This window comes from Bacillus sp. ME78, assembly GCF_903970865.1.
Classification (GTDB): domain Bacteria; phylum Bacillota; class Bacilli; order Bacillales; family Bacillaceae_G; genus Bacillus_A; species Bacillus_A cereus.
In genome coordinates this window covers 124,798-145,256 of the sequence record NZ_CAJCKK010000008.1, presented here as the reverse complement: position 1 = coordinate 145,256, position 20,459 = coordinate 124,798, and the positions used below count along the sequence as shown (strand labels likewise).

The window sequence follows — 20,459 nt, the reverse complement described above, 5'->3', positions numbered from 1 at the left end:
CATTTTAAATATAGATTTATAGGTAATTTAGTCCATTCGCTTATGATATTATAGTTATAATTCGTAATTTACTTTAGAAAACAAAAATAAGGAGGCTACACAATGCAAAACGCCGTAAAACTGGATGAAATCGATCATAAAATTATGAACTTGTTGTATGAAAATGCGAGAATTTCTGTTTCAGAAATAGGACGAATTATATCCATGACGCAACCTGCTGTAAAAGAACGTATTAACAAGCTTGAAGATCAAGGAGTTATAGCGGCTTATCGAACGAAATTTGAGCCTGCAAAAATTAATAAAAACATTCAAGCATTCATCATGTTTAAAACGAGCCAATGCTCTGATTTTATCCAGTATTGTAATGCAGCTCCTGAAGTAACAGATTTATTTCGAATTAGTGGGGAATTTAATTATATGATGAAGGTCATGAGCGATTCGATGGATTCCCTCGCTGCATTTTTAGACTCCTTAATGCAATTTGGCTTGTCATCTCCTTTAATTGTTTTAAAGAGTGAGTTTGAGGAGAAATTGTCGTTCTAATAAAGGGATACGTATTATCCTCCGCTAACAGTACAAGCTTTTCCTTTATGAGAAAATCCAACAGAATCAATGATTAGTAACCAAAAAAAGAACATTGATTTTCAATGTTCTTTTTTATATCTCTACTTATTAATTAGATTGCTATTCGAAAAAAGCACCTTAATCCCCTTACCCTTGATTCCTCTGCGCCTCTCTAAACTCCTCCTTGACCTTCTCTAACAACCCTTCTTCCGTAATTAATCGATAAGCCGTATTTGCTAATGCTTTTGCCGATGTAATTAATGCTTTATCTCCAAGTTCTGAACGTGCTGCTTCTCTAAATTCATTCGTATGTGCAATTAAATCATCTGGTCCGATTTTAATGTACGGGTGAATGGTCGGTACAACTTGACTTACGTTTCCTGCGTCGGTTGAACCGATCCCTACTCTTTCTTTACGATTTACATCTTCACCTAATAGTTCTAGTTCTTCCGCTACAATATCGTTATATGTTTTTGTTACGAGTAATTCATCGATTTCATTTTGGAATTGATGGATTTTTACTTTTGCACCTGTTGCTAACGCTGCTCCCTCAGCAATGTTTCTTACTTTTTCTGTTACTTCCGCGCATCTTTTTCTCGTTGCTGCACGGATGAAGAACCTAGCCGCGGCATAGTCAGGAATAATGTTAGGTGCTTTTCCGCCTTCTGTAATGACGCCATGAATTCTCACGTCTGACGGAAGTTGTTGGCGAAGTGCGTTTATACTGTTGTACAGCTGGATAACCGCATCTAATGCGTTAATCCCTTCTTCAGGTGAAGCTGCGGCATGAGCTGTTTTTCCGTAAAAATGAAAATCGAGTGGATCGACTGCTAGTGAAGGACTCGTTGTCGCTGTTTTTCCGCTCGGATGAATCATAAGCGCCGCATCAATGTCTTTAAATAAACCTGCCTTTACATAACTTGATTTCGCGCTACCATTTGGCCCGCCTTCTTCTGCTGGCGTACCAAACACAACAACTTCCCCGCCAATTTCTTCAAGCGTTTCTGATAATGCAATTGCTGCTGCAACACTAATTGTGCCGATTAAATTGTGACCACACGCATGGCCTAGTCCTGGTAAAGCGTCGTACTCCGCTAAAAATGCGATTGCTGGTCCTTGTTTTCCAGAGCTTTTTCGCGCGATAAATCCCGTTTCATGTCCAGCTATATTGTGCTGCAACTGAAATCCTGCACTGCCTAGCAATAAACTTAACGTTCTAGATGCATAAAACTCTTGGTTACCAATCTCTGGATTCGCATGAATATCATGACTTGTTTCTATGTACTTTTCCTTATTTCTTTCGATACTCTCTTCAATTGTTTTTCTTTGTGACGTTACTCCTGTCGCTCCCATTGTTCTTCCTCCTTTTATTTTCACGTAAAAAAGCCTCTTTCTAAAAGATAGAAAGAGGCTTCTGTATATACAGTCAAAATGAGCTTCTTTCTTATCTTTCAAGTTACCTTGCTGGAATTGGCACAGTATTCATAACGAATCCGCTGCCGAGGTATCATAGGGCCAGTCCCTCCACCTCTCGTGATAAGAATTTTCATAAAATTATATTAAATTATTTTTTATTCTAAGTTCATTCCAAGTAAAAGTCAAGGAATTCCTATCCGAATTTACCGAATATCTAAAAATCCTTTTAATACACCAATTGTTTCTGGTGCTTGCAGTCTTGCACATACGTACGGAAATTCCGTGCTACCTTCAAATATCATTTGAGATGTGAGCGGTGCGCCTGCCCAGAAGATTTCATCATCAATTACGATAAACGGGAATGCTTTATTTTGTCTTTGTAACTTTACATTTTTCAGTGGAACTGGTCCATCACTATAAACTATTATTTGTGCATTTGTACGCATGAACGCTTGCCATACTCGTTTATCTACTTGTTTTGTACTTGGAAGTGAAATAATAATTTTTCGTTTTGCGGCTAAAATATCTTTTAATAGCCCTTTCGGCTCTTCAAGATTCATTTCCATAAACCAGCGTAAACGTTTCGAAATTTTCCGTTCCCACAATTGTCTTGATGTCGTGCGATCACACACATCTCCATGACGTTCTATATGAGCTGTTAATTGCGATAACGCTTGTTTTCTAGAAAGATTTTTACGCATATAATGGCAATCTGATAATTGAATGAACTTCCCTCTCGCTCTTGTCACTGCTACATTGACGAGGCGATGGTTTTTATGGTCAAAGAATAGTACGCCAGGTCGTTCTTGTGGATAACTGTCAACCGTATCAAAGATCATCATATCTCTTTCAGAACCTTGGAACTTATGAACTGTAGCCGCTAAAACTGGTATGTGTTGATATTTCGTTCTCTGCAACATTTCTCTAATACACGTCGATAAAAAGCGTGACTGCGCCCTGTAAGGTGTCACAACACCAATTGATTGAATACCGTCTAACAATCCGATTAACATCATTTGCATCGCTACTAAACCAGACATAATGTTAAAACGTGAACCAGAAGCAGCATCTTTTAACGAAAAAGCTCCCATTTGGCTCGTATCAAATAAAACACTCGCTTCATTTGCGAACGGTTGCAATTGCGCAAGTTCTTTACGCTCTGAAACAGACGGATGATCGTATACTCTATTTTTATAAATAAACGAATTCGTAAACTTCGATATATCCGCATGCATACGTCTTTGTTCCTGCAACATAAATAGGTTTGGGTGTGCTTCTGATTTATTAACAGACTCAACAATCCCAGCGTGGTAAAACATATCTTCCCCAAGCCATTTGCGAACAAGTTCATGATTTGCCATCGCAATTGGAGGTAACTGTAAAAAGTCACCGCAAACGACGATACGTTTCCCAAGTGAAGCAGCTAATGCAATTTGCGGAACGAACGCCATACTCACCTCATCTACGACAACTAAATCAAATGTACGCTCATAAATTAGCGCATCAATGGCACATTTCGATAAAGTTGCGCCGATTACTTTCGCATTTTCAATATATTCTTTTTCTACTTCTTTAATTTTAGCCTTTTGCTTTCGAAGATCACTTTCAATCTCTTGTATACGCTTCTTATCAGCAGATGTTGCTTTATACGATAAGATTTTTTCACGAAGATCTTGGCGTGTCTCTTCTAAGTAGAGTCTTTCCTCACCCCATGATCCGTTCGTCGTTTCAACTAACTTAGATGCAAGTAACGTTTCATGATTTCGTATATGTTCATGCTGACTATAACCGTAACGAACAATTTCGCCAGGCGTCCATTTCTTTTTCTTTTCAATTTGCTTCGTTACTTCACTCATTAATACGTCTACTGCCGCGTTACTATGAGCTAACACAAGTACCGATTTTCCTTTTTGATAATGAGCCGAAATAATACGTGATAAATTGTAAGACTTCCCTGTTCCAGGTGGTCCCCATACGTACGTTGTCGGATTGTAAAACGCGCGATATGCCAGTTCATTTTTCGGATTTTTCATCTTCTCAATATGTTTCGGACTGCTCGTCCCATCAACAAGACGCTTTATACGATTACGTTTTAGCTTGTCTTTACGTGCTTCTTTCAATCGCTCTTGCAGTTGCTCTAAAAGTTGCCACGGTTCACTGTATAAAACCGCTTCTCTTATTTCACCTTGTATATAATCATTTAATTTCAATTCTATTTCTAATCCATGTACAGATAATACTTCTCCTGTCGCTTCCTCACCATCGAACTCAATTCGAATTGGTGATCCTTCAGGTAAGCTTACTTCCGAAATAAGCTGAAATACATACACTGTATTCTCATAATCTGTATATAAAAAACGACCGTTCATGATAGAAATTTTACTACCACCTATCGTTTTCCAATGTTTAATTTCATATGCTAATGCATAATGCCACTCTTTCATCGTTTCTGATAATGAAGGAGTTTGAGTATTTGTATTCATCGTATAATCTCCTTCCTTCTCCCCAAACATACTTTCTCACTATACCATACAACACGCTAAAATTTGTAAGGTTTTTATCTTGCTTATTTTCTTAATTTTCAATAATATGTTGTATATAATTTTCAGAAAGAAGGAATCTACATGCCAGTTAGAAGAATTGAACACGTAGGACTTATGGTTGCAAACTTAGAAGCATCTATCTCATTTTATGAAGAAGTAGTCGGCTTACAGCTCCTTAAACGCATGGGGCACCCAAACCCAGACTTAAAACTCGCTTTTTTAGGTGTGGAAGAATCGAAAGAAACGATACTCGAATTAATTGAAGGCTACAACTCTTCCCTTCCGGCAGAAGGAAAAGTACATCACATTTGCTTTAAAGTGGATTCATTAGAGGATGAAATCGAAAGACTAAAGAAACACGCAGTAACCTTTTTACTAGGAGATGAAATCGAAACATTACCAGATGGAACACGTTACATATTCTTCGCTGGCCCTGATGGGGAGTGGATTGAGTTTTTTGAGACGGAGAGATAGAGTGAAACTTTAGTCAGCCCACAATAAACGGGATAATAACTTTATGATCCACATAAGGAGTAGAAACTGATGAATATAGTTTTTTGGGTACTTATACTATTTCCACTTCTTAATATAATCCTGTTAAAGAGGTGGAATATAAGTCCCATTAATCTCATGGGGGTATTTGGTAATTTAAAAATGCTGTTTATTTATAGCACTTTTACGAATGCAAAAACAGCCAAAATACTCAAGCAGTTTCGCATAAAAACTTGCATATTTTAGGCTGTTTAATTGTACTCCTTATTTTGTTAAAGTTACCCGTCAGTTCAATTCCAAAGACCTCAGCTGACGATTAACTCAAGTACCGATTTCGGATGACCCTCATGTGATGAAGTTCGTGTTCTGTATCCGCTACACTATCTGTAGCAAAAGTTGTTATCTCATTTTCTTCAACACTTGACATTGCTCGATTTATAGCCTGTTCTAGCTTTACGTTCTTCTTGTTCATAGCTGTTACTAAGCGTTCTATAGTTGCTACATCTTTATGATAAAAAATTCTAGAATTATTATTGCTACATTCTTTCATTTTATTAATTAGTATGATATACCATCACAGCACCAGAAAGACTAATATAAGCTAGTATCATCCATACGTTATCATTTCTAATCTATCCTGTTTAGAAATGATAACGTTTTTTTGTACTTAAAGGTATTAAAATTTCTTAAGTTGATGGGAATATAGGGTGCCCCCTATATGGTGGAGATAGAATCGTAGCGGATAACATAGGAGAAAAACTAAACGGCCTAAAAGTATTGTATTTTAATATTGAAATTTTAAGGGTAGCCAACTATATAAAATGTAACACTGACGTTCCAGGGGATTATGTTGAATACAATAATGAGGAGAAATGGTTTATGTCTATATTATTTTCTCTTCCAATTACTATATATTTTTAGCATACTATTAACTATAAGGAGGGAGTGCAGAAATGGAAGAAAAGAAAGTGACGTGGTTAGAACTCTTTTATGATTTGTTATTTGTGGCGGCAGTGACGGCTGCGACTCATGTTTTACTTCATGTTGAAGATGGTCAAATCCATGCAGAGTATTTAGTAAAATTTGTCTTAATTTTTATTCCGATTTGGTGGGCTTGGGTAGGGCAAACCATCTTTGTTAACCGGTTTGGAAAAGATTTATTTCATCAAAGAATTTTTTTGATCCTGCAAATGTTTTTTGTCCTAATAATGACATCAAGCTTATCAGCTGATTTTGATCCTTATTATCTTTCTTTTTTAATTGGCTATATTGGCTTAAGGGTCGTGACTGCAATTCAATATCTTGTTGTCCAGCGTATAGAAGAGGGAGCTCGAAAAAAAGCAGCACTCTTTTTAGGAAGATATTTTTGGATTGGAATCGTTATTTCATTATTATCCGTCTTTTTTGATTCTTGGATTCGATATGCTGTGTTATATTTTGGGATTCTTATCGATATTATTGTCCCACTGCTTGGAAGGAAGTGTTTAGAAAAGGTTCCTACAAATACAGCCCACTTGTTAGAGAGATTTGGTCTATTTTCCATTATTCTCTTTGGGGAAGCTCTTGTAAGCACTCTTGTGGTCATTCAACCTAAACAAGGAAATTGGGATTCAATAAGCTTTGCGATCATTTCATTTATCCTCATTATTTCGATGTGGTGGCAATATTTCGATAACATGGAGAAGAAACTCGACAAGTCTAGACAAACTTCTGGTCAAATTATTATTTACGGTCATCTATTTATTTTAATGTCTTTGAGTATGGTTGCAGCATCCATTAGATTATTATTTTTACATGAGGTCTATTATTCTTTTATCTTATATTTTGTTTTTGGTTCTGTATTGCTCTATTTCCTGTCAACTACAATTGTTTTTCATCAATACAGGTTTGAACAACACCGCTTGAACATTTATCATTTGTGCTTGTTTTTAGGAATTTTAGCAGTCTTTTTTGTTATTAATTTAATTATAGTAGTGCCGAATATTGTGATAATAGGACAATTAACCTTATTTTTTATCATCTATGCTAAATTAACAAGCACATAAATAAAAGAATCAAATAAATTAGTATCAAACTATAATACTGGTTTATATATATATATTGGTAAATTTTATATTTATATTAAATCTTATAATTCACGGTGACTGTGATGCAACTGTACCTTTTGAGTTAAGTGGAAACGCACATATGATTCCATTCCTGATAGTAAACTTGCTCTAATACAGGTTGTCCTCATGGATTAAACGCAACTCCTGCAAAAGAATTTAATGAAGTATTATTAACATTTTTAAAAGAATAATCTTTGAGGAACTACCAGAGGCGGTTCAACAGCAATATCAAGAATAATAACACGAATTTATCGATTAGGGTTTTCCAAAAAGAGTAGCGCTATGCTTAATCTTTTGGAAAACCTTCTTTACATAGTTTTTTTAGGTCTCTTAGGGGAATCGTCACAGTGCTATCAAGTTAAAAAATACATTCTTCCCATAAACGAAAAAAACGAACTGAACTTCTATGGACAACTATGAAAGAATGAAATTTTCGTTTTGGGGATAATTCAAAATCTTAGGTTGATGGCGATGTGGCGGTACCCCAAATCCAACATCTCTAGCTAGATTCTGTAAGGTATTTGGTGATAAAAGACTCTTAATCTCCTGTGCAAATAATTGTAAGTCGTCAGATACAGAATTAGACATAAAAAAACGTCATCCTTTCCTATAATTCTACCGTAAGAATAACGTCTTTATGGCGATATGGTGGTATACCTACTTAATTTAGCTTATTCTCCCTTTTCGGGGATTTGGGCAAAATTACCCCACAAAAAAACAGCGAACCCTTCGAATATGTGGGTTCGCCATTATAAATCATTTATTTCACGTCTAATTTTTCTTTCACCTTCCCAGGAAGCTCGTCTTTCTTCACCTCTTCCCAAGCAGTTACACCTTTTTTATCGGAGTGGAACACGCGTAAGAATGCTTCTTTACGAAGCTCTTTAAATCCATTAAATTTCACTGTTTTTTCATTACCAGTTTTGTCAAATCCTTGTAATTCATAATTATACTCTGTGTATTTATTTCCTTCTTTAGATACCCCTGACTTTATTTTCGCATCAGTTGTAATTTGAACATAGTATTCATCTTTTCCCATACGATTCACATCGCAACCAACTAACATTGTAGCAAATACAACTAGAATACTAAAAAGTGTAATATATCTTTTCACGTCATTCACCTCATGTGTTTTTTATTATGCTGTTATCATAACCCCTTTTTATTTGAGAAGAAATTCAAGAACATGACATGAAGATTACACTTTTGTAAGATAATAAAAAGACGACTACAACAGCTGCCTTTTTAATCAACATCATAACAATCACTTGCATTGTAGTCTAACATTTAAATAAACCAACCCATATAAACACAAAAAAGAGGAGTCACCCTAAGGTGACTCCTTTCCTAAGATAACTCCCAAAATATAAGTTATACAACATCCTTAAAAAAATAAATAATTTACTCCGGTTGCTATGATAGAGAATCCCATAATAATTGCTATTACAATACTGTGACGTACACGATTCATAACGAAGATTGCAATATACTCTCGAATCATCGCATTTGGCCAATAATAGAAGGCTGTTTTTGAGCCAATTCCTTGGCTATTTAATCCTACTATTTTAGCGTATAATCCTGCGCGAAACACATGGAAGTTGTTTGTAGAAAAAATGCAGTTATACTGTGTTCCTTTTAATGATTCCATAATTCTCTTTGAAAAAAGCATATTTTGGTATGTTGTAGTAGAACGGTCCTCTTTTATTGTATTCTCTAGAGGAATCCCATTATTCACAGCATACTCCTGCATAGCTTTCGCTTCAGAAATATTTTCATCTGATCCTTGTCCACCAGAGAAAATAATCTTAGGTGGTGAGGAAACTGCTTCTTGTTTCTTATAAAATTCAATAGCTCTATTAATTCTGCTAGCTAAAAGTGGCGGAACCTTATCATTAATTAAACCACTACCAAGAACAATGATAAAATCCTGGTTGTATTTTGGTCTATTGAACTGGTATAGGAAATAGGCCGTTAGGAAATTAGATAAATCTATAAATAAATATAAAGAAATGAGAACTGCTCCCCAGTAAAGTGTTCGAATCGCTTCGGGGAAGAAGTTAATTGGTTCAACTAAAGAAATTACTAAAAAGAACGAAAGAAATATACCTAAAACGAAAGTTAAACTATTTGCAAAACGTCGACTTTCTTTGCTCATAAGAATCTTAGCATTTAGAAACAGCCCCAATATTAAGGCAACTAAGCCGAAACTTAACATAAAGAGAACAATCACAGCAGGTATTAAAGCGATGAACAGTAAAAACTGATTTCCTGTAATCATAGAGAAATACGCACTTGCAATAATTATTGAAATTATAAACAGGTTAAATAAAAAACCGTTTATTATCCTTCTAGGATCAGTTAAATAAAAACCTAGAAAAAGAACGAGTAACATGATTGGAATAAACGCGTAAAACATAAATTTTTAACACCTCAATAAATTGATATTATACAGATACTTAAAAACAACTTTTATAATATCCCATATTTATTAAATTAAATCAATTTTATATTTCATAAATATAAAATTGATTTAAAACAAAAAAGAAATAAATTTTTAGATTTATTATCTTTTTATAACTTAGAAGACTCTTAGTGCACTAAAATTATTGTCAGAAAATCCAACTAAATCATCCCTCCCTAATTCTGTCGAAACAATCCAGACAAAAACAATCTGAAATATGGAATAAATAACCATACTACATAAAGAAATAGGATTGATTTAAAAAATAACTTTAAAGATATTCTGCCCAAAAAACATACCCTCCCTTTTCACCTCAGAATAGCACGAACAAAACGTAAATTTTGTACGCTAAGAAACCGAATTTTTTAGATTGTTGAACTCAATCCCCGTCAGTGCCATAAGAAAAAGGGTTACCGTAGTAACCCTTTTTCTTATAATACACGTCATTTTGGGAAGCTACGGATGAATAAAGTCAATCTATGAGATTTCCCACAATCTTTTAACTTCCACCAATTCCTACCCATTGAATTCCATTCTATATATATCTGGTTTTGATGTCTGTAGTAAAAAATTCAAATCATACTTACTGTCATAATACCCCATCATCAAAGTCATTACAGCTCCATGAGTGCCTAATACTATTTTCTGTCCTCGATAGGTGTTTAATAATTCTTTTAAGGCTTTTGTCGCACGTTTCTGACAGTCGACATTAGACTCTCCTCACGTTAAAGCAAATTCGGGGTCTAAGTTTGGGTTTTTACTTCCAAAAATATCTTAGCGTATAAGAGGATAGGAGACGATTCCCGGTATTAGGTTAGGGGCCACTCTGGGATTTGATTACAAATAAAAAAGAACTTTATTCAAGTCCCTTTAATCTACGATAAAGATCGACCTAACTTACACATGTAATTTGTCATATTTGTTTAAAAATCAAATATATATTCTCTACACTCCCCAGTTATCAGTAGGTCATGTATTTAAAAATCTAAAAAGGTCCTTTTAGATTTTCTGAAGAGACTTTTTACTTCAATAAAGTATAATAAAAGCCGTAGGAGTTTAATGCCTACAACTTTGTAAAAGGATCTTGATTCACTATAAAATATCCTCTATAGATTTATTCTTAAAATTTACTTTTAACTTGATGTTAATGTGACGTAACCTTAAATATTTAGAAATTTAAAAAGCCCCCTAATATTGTTAAAGGGGCTTTACTCATACGAATGATAATTTTTATAAATAATTGCTAAATAGTGAATTTACATAAATGCTTTTAGAAGCTCTTGAACTAATGGGATTGCTCCACCTATAAATTTTAAAACTGCCATTGCGATTTCCATATTATTTCCTCCTCTTTTGTTAGTACTGGGATGTGATTAAACTTTATACCCTTATTATAGTAAACGCTTACATTTGTAACAATACATTTCTGTATGCAATATTGCATATTTATACATTTTGACAATATTTAACCTCTATTAGTCATTCTTTAATGGTACCATAACGAAGTGAGAGTCTTTAAGGGTTCTCCTTAATAGGAGGAAATATGGAAAAAGTTCAAGGTATTTACAGTAATATAAAATTTAAAAGTTGGTTTAAACAAGTATTAGCTGTAGGAGGAATATTAGGATTCTGCTACTTGGTGTTATATGGTTTTTGTTTTTTAGTTGATATGTAAATATTATACAACGATACTAGTGGAGTCTTGCCTACAGAGGTAAGACTCTTTTATTGTACTTGAGATGAACAAACTACATACAATAGCTTTCAGGTTCTTCAGATTTCTCTGTATGGTTCTTTGTTCCTCTATGTTCTAGACCCACTATTTCCTATCATTGAATATAAATGAACTTCCATTTATATTGAAAATACAATTTTATTGATGAAAGATGTCTTTTTACTAGATACATATTAAAAAGAAAAGTATAAGTTGTATTCCATTTCGGTACAATCTTTTTATCTTTGAAAAGGACTTAAATCTTATTAATAGATTTGAGTCTTTTTTGTATACATCCATTTCTATATAACCATATAAGTATAATATATTAAAAATAATTTAAATGCAAGAATACTTGTAGAGGAACCGCCAGCACTTCGGAAAAAACAAGCTAAGCAAAAAAATAAAATAAGCTGCCCATATGGACAGCTTATTTACATAATTTTCTTTATTGGAAATACCTTAAGGCCATTTTTAACTTAATAGGAGTCTAATATCTCAAGTTTCTTAGCTAATACCCAGCTATTTAGGCCTAAAGATGCATAAATATTGTAATAAAAATAATTCCCGTTTATCAATGTTTCCTATAATTCTTTAGTATCTTCATAGAACATAGGCCAACCTTGCATTAAGATATTATATATATTTCTTACTACAAATATGGACGGTATTATCCTTGTTGCAGTTTTAATTTTAATCAAGTCTATTGTAATTACACAGATTGAAATATCTATTCAATTTTAAAAATAGTAAAGGAAATGTATATAAAAAGATCACTTGTCTTAGAAACAAGTGATCTTTTTATTAGATAAACTGCAACTTGCTAACAGCAGGTAATTGTTATCCTATTCATCTGTTCAATAGATATTATAATACATTTTTTAGTTATATAGACGAAATTGTTTCTAATGAAATGAGACCAAAAATATTTCAAAAGGTACCATAAATTATTTAGTGCTTTAAAAATGCAATTTTGAACCTTTCGAAGCACTAAATCAGGTAGATTTTAATAAACTTCAAACTTTGTCTGCATCAGGATCTCACAATTGAGCCTGAGTAATTAATGCTGTCAACATAACAAAAAGAGTCCTGATTGAAACAAACTCTTTTATGAGTTTTTACAAGTATAAACTTTTAAACACATAATTACATTTCTATTCTTTATTTTACCACTTGTACAGATACTGGTTTCCACCCCTGATTCTCTACCCAATCAATATTAACCTTATATTTTTTATTACTTTGTTTATCTCGTACATTACCGTAGGCTTTATTATTACCATTATTTCCAATAAAATCGAAAATCAATTGGCTCTCTGGAACATCAACAGCATAAGAGATTGCTTTTTTCATCTCACTCCAATCTACTGTTCCTTCTTTAAATTTCATATCAGGTTTTGCTCCTTGCTCTGTACCAATTGGCTTCCATGAAGGATTAGTTTGAGGATCCTTTTCTTGAGATACCGTTTTTTCTTCCTCTTTATTTTCAGTTCCGTTCGTTTTTACCGATTTTTCTACTTTTTGTTTCCCTTCTAACTGTGCTGCTTCTTTATCTTCAGTTTTCTTCTCTTCTATCTTTGCTATTTCTTTATCTTCAGTTTTCTTCTCTTCTATCTTTGCTGTTTCTTTATCTTCAGTTTTCTTCTCTTTTATCTTTGCTGTTTCTTTATTTTCAGTTTTCTTCTCTTCTATCTTTGCTGTTTCTTTATCTTTAGTTTTCTTCTCTTCTATCTTTGTTACTTTCTTTTCTTGAGCAATTGCTTTCTTTGATGTATTAGAAGGGGTAAACAACTGGTATGTCACTATACCAACTGTCACTAATACCAAAGTAAATGCAATATTAAAAATTGCCTTTTGACGACGATTCTGTTGTTTTTCTTGAAATCTGCTTACTTGTCCCATTCTTCAAACCTCCGTTTTTACTTTCTCCTCTACTCTTTATGTATTATCCCTAAAATTCTTAATATTTTTATTAAACAATAGAAATAAACTACACTTTCCATACAGGATTTCATATCATAATATAATTTGTGTTTTTTCAAGTATCTGACATATGTTATTCAAAATAGTTTAATACATTAAAAATTGATAAGCTTCTGCACTTAAGAAACCTTCAATTTTATTCAAAGGTGATTCCAATTACGTCCACATTAGATCTCCTGTAGAAAGCTTTTTAACAATTAAGCCTCTTCTTCCCTTATTTATAATTTTTAAATTAAATTTCCCTCTATAGTATAATAAAGATGTTTCGTTTTCTAATGGGGTATGTCGTAAAATCAAAAGAGATTTTATCTCTTTTACCTTCTTTTCAGAGTAAATTTCACCACTAGGAAATTCTATTATTCCTAATGTAATCTTTAATTCGCTCTCATCAAAAGTCCACTCTTTATTAAGTTCTCTTATCTTTTGTATAAAGCTTCTTTTGGTTTGTCCTATATAGAGCAATGTTACATTCTTAGCATATACTCTAGAGATTGCAAATATCCCCTTCTTAGAAGCTTCTTCCCTATTATAAAAGTCATTTATACTATACATGCCATACCACTTAATATGTACTGTTTCTATGAATCTCACCTCGTTTTTAGACAATATTATAATTTCTGAATGTTCAAATTATTATGGGTACATATGCTTGATTACTTGAATTATAAATTGTGCTTTTCAATAATACATTTTATTATTACTAATTTCAATAATGAAAAAAAATACAATACTATAGTTTAATTACAAAGCTGTATAAAAAACAAAGTGATGTCGTGCCACATATTTTCTTTTTTTACAATATCAAACTATCGCGAACAAAATTTTAAAAGTTATGGAATAAAAATACAATGTGTATGTACATACATTTCTATTAATTGAAGAAAAAGAGTAGAAATTTAATCTCTCTACGCTGTTAAAATTATTCAACTCCCAAAAAACTGTACATCTTCTAGAGATACTAATTTTCTAGTTTTGATGTTTTTATAGTGCTTGAGAGTGATATTATTCAAGTTTTTTCATTGAGAATGCATAAATACAAACAAAACCAGTAATACATCTTTTCTGTACCGTACTGGTTTTGTTTAAGATCATCTTAAATTATAGCTAGTTCACCGAGATTGCAAATTCCGATTTCGGTGCCCCAGCGAATACGATTGTTCCGTTCTTCGGAAGTTCCACCTTGTTATTGCCACTCACAATGGTGAAGTTGACGCAAACTCCCTTCTCATCATACACCGCAAATGAACCATTTGATGGCAGCGTCACGGTCATCCTTTTGTCTGTTGCCGCTTGTGGAATTGTAAACCATTTCGCATGTCCATTTGCATCCAACGTAACTTTGGATGATTGGCCTACATCAATTGGTTTTACATTAGATTCACTTACGTATAACAATCCAGCCATCTCCATATATTCATTGCCGCCTTCTGTATAGAAATGCGTTTCCGTCGTATCACGACCATTCATCACGGGTACTTGGATCTGATGCACTGCGGTGTTCGGACCTGTAATTTTTTTGCCATCCCAATAGCCTGCTGGGCCTTCCTTGCGAGTAATTTGAGTACTAAGATGTTTCGACTGAACAAGATATTGAATAGAACTAAATTTCTCGTTTACACGATAAAACTTGACACCTTCCCTCTTTGCCCATGCAGCAGCGGTTTTCTTCGAAAGCACGTTATCTTCTAGTTTCTCAGCTAAATAGTGGGTCATCACACTTTGCCCTAAACCTGGATGAGATTTATATGCGCTCTCCTTCAAATAAGTTCTTCCATTTTTCTCGGTTACGAAGTTGAGCTTGGAAGTACCCCCCTCATTAATAAAGCTTCCATCAGCAGTATATACATATTTTTCTTCTGGATTAGATGGTAAGAATAGTTCACCGTTCTTCGTAATTTCAATCTTGAAATGAGTTTCGCTATTACCATAAAATCCAGCTTTCTTTGCTACGCCTTGAGGCATTTTGACTTTGACCGGCTTACCAAAGGATTTGTTCGGCTTGATTTCCTTAATAGTACCTTTTTCTTTAAGCGTAGCGAGCAGCAATTCAGTTGCCATTAGCTGATTTGTAGAGCTCCGTCCACCAGATGTCAATACAGCCGCTGCTATTTTCTGTTCCGGAAGCACGACTAATATAGCATGTTGCAATGCCGTATCGCCGCCCTTAGCCAAAGCTTTGATCCCATATTCACTAAATGGGTATAGTTTTACACTATCCCAGCCAAGACCATAGTTAAAAATATTCTCGCCAGCCCCCGGCCACATTCCTTTTTTATATTCCTCTTGCTCCATTGCCTTAACTACCTTATCAGAGAGGATTCCTTTTCCCTGTCCCATAAATAGTTGTGAGAATCGCACCATATCTTCTGCCGTGGAAGATATACCTCCCGTACCAATAACATTCACCGATTCAATTGGAAGTTGTCCTTGGTACGCCGGGTAATATAGTCCAGCCCGATTTTCATCCCTCCATTTGTCCTGCGGCGTTTTCGTATGATTCATCTTTAAAGGCTCTGTAAAGTTTTGATGTAGAAATTCAGTAAAGCTCATACCACTAACTCTTTCCACCAAAATTTCGGCCAGCGTAAAACCATCGTTACAGTATACCGAGAAAGCACCAGGGTCCGCCTTCAAGTTTTGATTTGACAATTGCTGTAACAAAGTATCATGGGCATAGGTATCATTATCGTTAAATAAAAATGCATTACCTAACGTAGAACCTTGCAATCCAGAGGAGTGATTCAATAACATACGCAGTGTAATACGTTTGTATCGACCGTCTTTCATCTTAAAATCAGGAACATAGCGGACAACAGGAGCATCCAAATCGACTTTTCCTTCATCGACCAATTTCATTACAGCCGCTGTTGCATACATTTTACTAACTGAACCAATCCCGTATAAAGTATCTTGGGTTAGCGGCTTTTCCCCTTCCATATCGTTCTTGCCAGCCTGACCCGACAAAATAAGTTTTCCATTATCAATTAGTGCATACTGCACGCTAGCTGCCCCATGGGACTTCGTAAGTAGCTCCGCCTTCTCTGCTGCAATCTTCTTCAGTTCCTGACTAGCTACTTCTTCACCAGTTACAACAGTAGTCTTACTTTCAGAAAATGCTTTCGCTCCTGTTGGTAGAATCATACTTACCGCTAATGCAGTGGCTAACACACCAGTTAGCTTATTTTTCATCACGGATACCTCCTTAAATAATTGATCGTTTTCATCATTAATTTGTTTAACTATGAAACTATGATAAATTTTACTCGTTTTTACTTTTAGACTACTTGCTAAATTCAGCAAGTAAAATATTTTTAAAAGGATCAGGAGTATCAGCTTTAAGGCTGTTCAAATTGACTGCCAATGTATGCTTGCCTCCAAGTGTGCCTCCAACAAAAGTTAAAAAGCCAGGAATGGTTCCTCCATGCCCCCATATCGATTCACCGTTTGAAAGCTTCATTTTGAAAATTCCAAGCCCGGAATCACCAAGCTCATCTACTCCTGTAGGGACTGTTGTAAGCATTTGATTTAGTTGCTGTTCTTTCAATAACTTGCCCCCAAGTAAATAAGAAAAGAATTTGTTTAAATCATCAGCTGTAGAAATCATATCTCCGGCCGAGCTCCCCATACTTGGGTTATAATAAGTAACATCTTTTGGCTCACTTGCTCCGTCTAATTGGATATATCCACGGGCATGCTTGGTTCCTGGAATGACGCTTGAATTTCCAGGTAAGAATGTATTCGCTAATTCAAGTGGTTCAATAATTCGATTTTCAATCTCTTCCGCATAGCTGTTCCCAGTTACTTTTTCAATAAGAATTCCTAGTAATACATATCCTGTATTTGAATACGACCAGCTCTTTCCTGGAGCAAAATCTGGAGGCATGGATATTCCCATCTTTACTAATCCTTCAGCAGTATAAGATTTTTTTGTATCCATCATATTAAAATCCTTTGACCTTGTGTAATTAGCGATACCACTTGTGTGATTCAATAATTGCCGGATAGTAATCTGTTTATCATCATATCCATTTCCTTGAATGACACCAGGCAACCATTTTTCAATAGAATCGTCTAAATTCAAGCGGTTTTCTCCTGCTAATTGAAGTACAACTGTTGCAGTGAACGTCTTTGTCACGCTGCCAATCCGAAAACGAAAATCTGTTTTCATTGCTTTCTTGTTACTCAGATCAGCTACACCAGCCGCATAACTCCATGTTTTTCCACCCTCAGAAGTTTTAGCAAGTATCCCTGGATATCCTAGTTTCAATGTATCCCGCATTGCCTCTTTGACGGAATTACGGTCTCTTTGAGTGCTTGTTTGTAACGAGTTAGATACATTTTGAATGGACTCCGCTTTTACACTTGAGGTTAGAGGTGTATAAAACAGGGAACCTCCAGTTATTAATAGAGCTAAACCTGAACATGTAATTTGACGATGCTTTTTCATCAAAATAATCCTCTCCCCTATTCATATTGTATAAATGGTTATTTGCTGTTTGGAACTAATTACACAGCTTTCTTCTTAACCCACTGCAAAAGGACGACATTGAATCTGTAATGTCTCTTTTCCTCCAAACAAGTCTTATTAATTGATTTGTTTTTTATAGAAATATATAGTATTTTTCTCCTCTCACTCTTCTTTACATTTTCATCTTACACAATGAAAATCTCTTTTTTCTTACCTCTTCCTTACAAATTCCTTACGTTCAAAATCACTTTTATAATTGATTATTTTTTATTTTAATAACATTTAGTTGTATTAATTTGATAGGAATTTGACTTCGCATAAAAGTTTATTTATTCCGAAAAATGAATTTAAATGCAAATTAACTATTTAATATTCAACATCTCACCTATACATGTCCTAACATAAGTTCTTATCATCTATATGTATTATTTATTACAACAGCTTTCACGCTAAAAATAAGATATTTCAAAAAAGATAAATATAGGTATCTTAACAAGAGATTACCAATATAAACAATGTGAAAATGTAAGAACTCCTGTATTACTGCTGATTTCCCTCTAACTAATACAGTTTCAAACATTAGACACAAATACTACATGTAATGTTGAATTTATTACCTATTCAAAATTCTGTTTGTTCATTTTTTCTTAAAATACAAAAATATTCAACTTATAAATATACAAGCTATAATAGGGACGTCTAGGGATAACCTATTAGCACCTTAGAAAATATCAACTTTCTAAAATTGGACAAGATGAAAAAATCACTCAAAGAAAGGTGTGTAATCAAAAAGAAAATTCATTAAAAATTCTTTAGTAGCAAAAGACATCGCATTAGCTATGCCTTAGCAATGTCTACAATGTTGACGAGGTTATTGAAGCGATGTAAAGGGATGGAAGACAGATGTCTTACGAATTAAAAGCAATAGTTTTAGAGGAATTCTGGACATACTTACAATTTTTTAATCCTTATTCACTTAAATACACCCATCTACAATCAACAGATTTTGAAAGCGTTAACAAACATTGGATTTTAGATTCAATTAGAGAAGAACACACGATTTGAGGAACTTGTAGGAGATTCATTTTCCAGAACGACTTATATTCCTAAGACTTAAGAATAGGATACAAGGAGGATTTATTATATGAATGGGAATACTGCTAAAAAAATAGAATTGCAATCTGAAAATACTGTGATTACAAACGAGAAATATTTGGATCCTAAAAAGTGGCATAAGCAAGATACTACGTGGGCATTGAGCCTTTTTGGGACAGCAATTGGAGCAGGAGTACTCTTTTTACCAATTAATGCAGGTTCAGGTGGTTTATTATCATTATTACTCATTACATTACTTGCCTATCCAGTTATGTATTACTCACATAGGGCGCTTGCTAAAATGATATATGCTTCCAATTCTGCCGATGAGGGAATTACGGGTACAATAAGAGAGTATTTCGGAAATAAGGCGAGTATTATTTTTAACATCGTATACTTCGTCTCAATTTATACAATTGTCTTGATGTATTCAGTTGCACTTACAAATACTGCAAGTAGTTTTATTGTGAATCAATTACATATGAAAGAGCCCTCAAGAGCCATTTTATCGCTTGTTTTAGTACTGGGTCTTATCGCTATACTAAATTTCGGTCAAGATATCACTGTAAAAATTATGAGCTTGCTAGTATACCCTTTCATAGCTTCTCTACTATTTATCGCAATATCTCTAATTCCTCAGTGGAACACATCAATGCTTAGTTTTTCAGATGTCTCTACTGCTTCAACCGGAACAGGTTATTTGGGAACGATATGGATGATACTACCTATCATAGTGTTTTCATTCAACCATTCTCCAATGATTTCGTCTTTTGTGATAAAACAAAGATCTACGTATGGAATAGAAGCAACTGATGCTAAATGTGCGCAAATACAAAAAGTTTGTTATATCATGACGTTCGTTGTTGTTATGTTCTTCGTTTGGAGCAGCGCACTGAGTTTGACTCCAGATGATTTAAAAGTGGCAAAAGAGCAGAACTTATCAATCCTATCCTATCTCGCTAATGAACTTAATTCGCCAGTAATTACGATTGCAGCTCCTATTATTGCTTTTATGGCTATAACAAAGTCTTTCCTTGGCCATTATATAGGATCATATGAAGTAATGCGTGACATGATTATCAAATTTGGTAAAACACGTGGAAAAGATATAGAAGAAAAAACAGTTAAGACAGTAATTCTTACTTTTGTCGTATTAACATGCTGGTATGTTGCTTATGCAAATCCAAGTATTCTTGGGCTCATTGACGCTCTAAGCGGTCCATTAGTTGCTGCTATCTTATGTCTATTACCAATGTATGCGATCCGTAAAGTACCGGTATTAGCTAAATATAGAGGTAAAATGAGCAATGTATTTGTTATTATTGTAGGAGTACTTACAATCTTAGCAAGTATTAAATCTTTATTCTAACTTACTAGTTGATTATCGTTATTACAAATCAGAATAACAAATTATCAAAACGAAAAGAAGTTGACGAACGATGTGTACAAACATAAAAAATCTATATATATTCAAAATTTAATTTACGTTTGTCTATATTAATATACTAGGATTAACCAAGAAGCATCCAACAAATTATTATTAATCACTACATTTTCTTTCATAGTATGTCAACGTATAAAAAGACACTTTCTATAGTGTCTTTTTATACGTTAT

At 34.1% G+C, this 20,459-nt stretch carries 13 protein-coding genes, 4 pseudogenes and 1 riboswitch; of the genes and pseudogenes, 6 read left to right on the top strand and 11 right to left on the bottom strand.

Annotation, left to right across the window (positions count from 1 at the left end; all coding sequences use genetic code 11):
• Window positions 1–102: 102 nt before the first annotated feature.
• Window positions 103–543 carry an Lrp/AsnC family transcriptional regulator gene (locus tag H6481_RS12090; protein WP_001178563.1) on the top strand — a complete coding sequence of 147 codons (441 nt, stop codon included), beginning with the start codon at window positions 103–105 and terminating at the stop codon, window positions 541–543.
• A 168-nt stretch (window positions 544–711) separates the two neighbouring features.
• Here H6481_RS12090 and H6481_RS12085 read toward each other — a convergent pair whose 3' ends face one another.
• On the bottom strand, window positions 712–1,917 hold the full coding sequence (locus tag H6481_RS12085; protein ID WP_000501370.1) for a M20 family metallopeptidase: 1,206 nt from the start codon (window positions 1,915–1,917) through the stop codon (window positions 712–714).
• Between the two features lie 88 nt (window positions 1,918–2,005).
• Window positions 2,006–2,107: riboswitch (SAM riboswitch) on the bottom strand.
• Window positions 2,108–2,183: 76 nt separating this feature from the next.
• Window positions 2,184–4,493, bottom strand: a complete 2,310-nt coding sequence (locus H6481_RS12080) for an AAA domain-containing protein (protein ID WP_002195651.1) — start codon at window positions 4,491–4,493, stop codon at window positions 2,184–2,186.
• Window positions 4,494–4,604: 111 nt separating this feature from the next.
• On the opposite strand from H6481_RS12080, the gene H6481_RS12075 reads away from it, so the two are divergent.
• Window positions 4,605–4,997, top strand: coding sequence for a VOC family protein (locus tag H6481_RS12075; protein WP_001145269.1), 393 nt, complete (start codon window positions 4,605–4,607; stop codon window positions 4,995–4,997).
• A 355-nt stretch (window positions 4,998–5,352) separates the two neighbouring features.
• On the opposite strand, the pseudogene H6481_RS29115 reads toward H6481_RS12075, so the two are convergent.
• Window positions 5,353–5,550 (bottom strand): annotated as a pseudogene (locus H6481_RS29115) (hypothetical protein); the annotation flags it as partial.
• Window positions 5,551–5,968: 418 nt separating this feature from the next.
• On the opposite strand from H6481_RS29115, the gene H6481_RS12070 reads away from it, so the two are divergent.
• Window positions 5,969–7,060, top strand: a complete 1,092-nt coding sequence (locus tag H6481_RS12070; protein ID WP_000391548.1) for a low temperature requirement protein A — start codon at window positions 5,969–5,971, stop codon at window positions 7,058–7,060.
• An 82-nt stretch (window positions 7,061–7,142) separates the two neighbouring features.
• Window positions 7,143–7,314, top strand: a pseudogene (locus H6481_RS12065) (alpha/beta hydrolase); the annotation flags it as partial.
• Window positions 7,315–7,883: 569 nt separating this feature from the next.
• Here the strand turns inward: H6481_RS12065 and H6481_RS12060 are convergent.
• The 4 genes and pseudogenes from H6481_RS12060 to H6481_RS29110 form a co-directional block, all read right to left on the bottom strand.
• Complete coding sequence (locus H6481_RS12060; protein ID WP_063225542.1) at window positions 7,884–8,237, bottom strand: YxeA family protein; 354 nt, start codon at window positions 8,235–8,237, stop codon at window positions 7,884–7,886.
• 270 nt (window positions 8,238–8,507) lie between these two features.
• Entirely contained in the window at window positions 8,508–9,539 is a 1,032-nt protein-coding gene (locus H6481_RS12055) for a YdcF family protein (RefSeq protein WP_000498961.1), read from the bottom strand.
• Window positions 9,540–10,100: 561 nt separating this feature from the next.
• Window positions 10,101–10,331 (bottom strand): annotated as a pseudogene (locus H6481_RS12050) (histidine phosphatase family protein); the annotation flags it as partial.
• A gap of 509 nt (window positions 10,332–10,840) precedes the next feature.
• Window positions 10,841–11,028 (bottom strand): annotated as a pseudogene (locus H6481_RS29110) (hypothetical protein).
• A gap of 99 nt (window positions 11,029–11,127) precedes the next feature.
• Here H6481_RS29110 and H6481_RS28800 point away from each other — a divergent pair.
• Window positions 11,128–11,259 (top strand): hypothetical protein, encoded by a 132-nt coding sequence (locus tag H6481_RS28800; RefSeq protein ID WP_000416933.1) that lies wholly within the window; start codon window positions 11,128–11,130, stop codon window positions 11,257–11,259.
• 1,200 nt (window positions 11,260–12,459) lie between these two features.
• On the opposite strand, the gene H6481_RS12045 is transcribed toward H6481_RS28800, so the two are convergent.
• From H6481_RS12045 to H6481_RS12030, 4 genes are all read right to left on the bottom strand, one after another.
• Window positions 12,460–13,200, bottom strand: a complete 741-nt coding sequence (locus H6481_RS12045; protein ID WP_065484387.1) for a YrrS family protein — start codon at window positions 13,198–13,200, stop codon at window positions 12,460–12,462.
• 237 nt (window positions 13,201–13,437) lie between these two features.
• Window positions 13,438–13,872, bottom strand: coding sequence for a hypothetical protein (locus H6481_RS12040; protein WP_002094078.1), 435 nt, complete (start codon window positions 13,870–13,872; stop codon window positions 13,438–13,440).
• 513 nt (window positions 13,873–14,385) lie between these two features.
• Complete coding sequence (locus H6481_RS12035) at window positions 14,386–16,470, bottom strand: serine hydrolase domain-containing protein (protein ID WP_097987358.1); 2,085 nt, start codon at window positions 16,468–16,470, stop codon at window positions 14,386–14,388.
• Window positions 16,471–16,561: 91 nt separating this feature from the next.
• Window positions 16,562–17,728, bottom strand: a complete 1,167-nt coding sequence (locus tag H6481_RS12030; RefSeq protein ID WP_097987357.1) for a serine hydrolase domain-containing protein — start codon at window positions 17,726–17,728, stop codon at window positions 16,562–16,564.
• A gap of 1,165 nt (window positions 17,729–18,893) precedes the next feature.
• On the opposite strand from H6481_RS12030, the gene H6481_RS12025 reads away from it, so the two are divergent.
• A complete protein-coding gene (locus H6481_RS12025) occupies window positions 18,894–20,213 on the top strand; it encodes an aromatic amino acid transport family protein (protein WP_097962151.1) in 1,320 nt (439 codons plus the stop codon).
• Window positions 20,214–20,459 lie beyond the last annotated feature (246 nt).

What these genes read in the sequence shown, in the direction of transcription:
- H6481_RS12025 (WP_097962151.1), top strand. Translation starts at nt 18,894, where the DNA reads ATGAATGGGAATACTGCTAAAAAAATAGAATTGCAATCTGAAAATACT.
- H6481_RS12080 (WP_002195651.1), bottom strand. Translation starts at nt 4,493, where the DNA reads ATGTTTGGGGAGAAGGAAGGAGATTATACGATGAATACAAATACTCAA.
- H6481_RS12070 (WP_000391548.1), top strand. Translation starts at nt 5,969, where the DNA reads ATGGAAGAAAAGAAAGTGACGTGGTTAGAACTCTTTTATGATTTGTTA.
- H6481_RS12090 (WP_001178563.1), top strand. Translation starts at nt 103, where the DNA reads ATGCAAAACGCCGTAAAACTGGATGAAATCGATCATAAAATTATGAAC.
- H6481_RS12045 (WP_065484387.1), bottom strand. Translation starts at nt 13,200, where the DNA reads ATGGGACAAGTAAGCAGATTTCAAGAAAAACAACAGAATCGTCGTCAA.
- H6481_RS12085 (WP_000501370.1), bottom strand. Translation starts at nt 1,917, where the DNA reads ATGGGAGCGACAGGAGTAACGTCACAAAGAAAAACAATTGAAGAGAGT.
- H6481_RS12030 (WP_097987357.1), bottom strand. Translation starts at nt 17,728, where the DNA reads ATGAAAAAGCATCGTCAAATTACATGTTCAGGTTTAGCTCTATTAATA.
- H6481_RS12035 (WP_097987358.1), bottom strand. Translation starts at nt 16,470, where the DNA reads ATGAAAAATAAGCTAACTGGTGTGTTAGCCACTGCATTAGCGGTAAGT.
- H6481_RS12055 (WP_000498961.1), bottom strand. Translation starts at nt 9,539, where the DNA reads ATGTTTTACGCGTTTATTCCAATCATGTTACTCGTTCTTTTTCTAGGT.
- H6481_RS28800 (WP_000416933.1), top strand. Translation starts at nt 11,128, where the DNA reads ATGGAAAAAGTTCAAGGTATTTACAGTAATATAAAATTTAAAAGTTGG.
- H6481_RS12075 (WP_001145269.1), top strand. Translation starts at nt 4,605, where the DNA reads ATGCCAGTTAGAAGAATTGAACACGTAGGACTTATGGTTGCAAACTTA.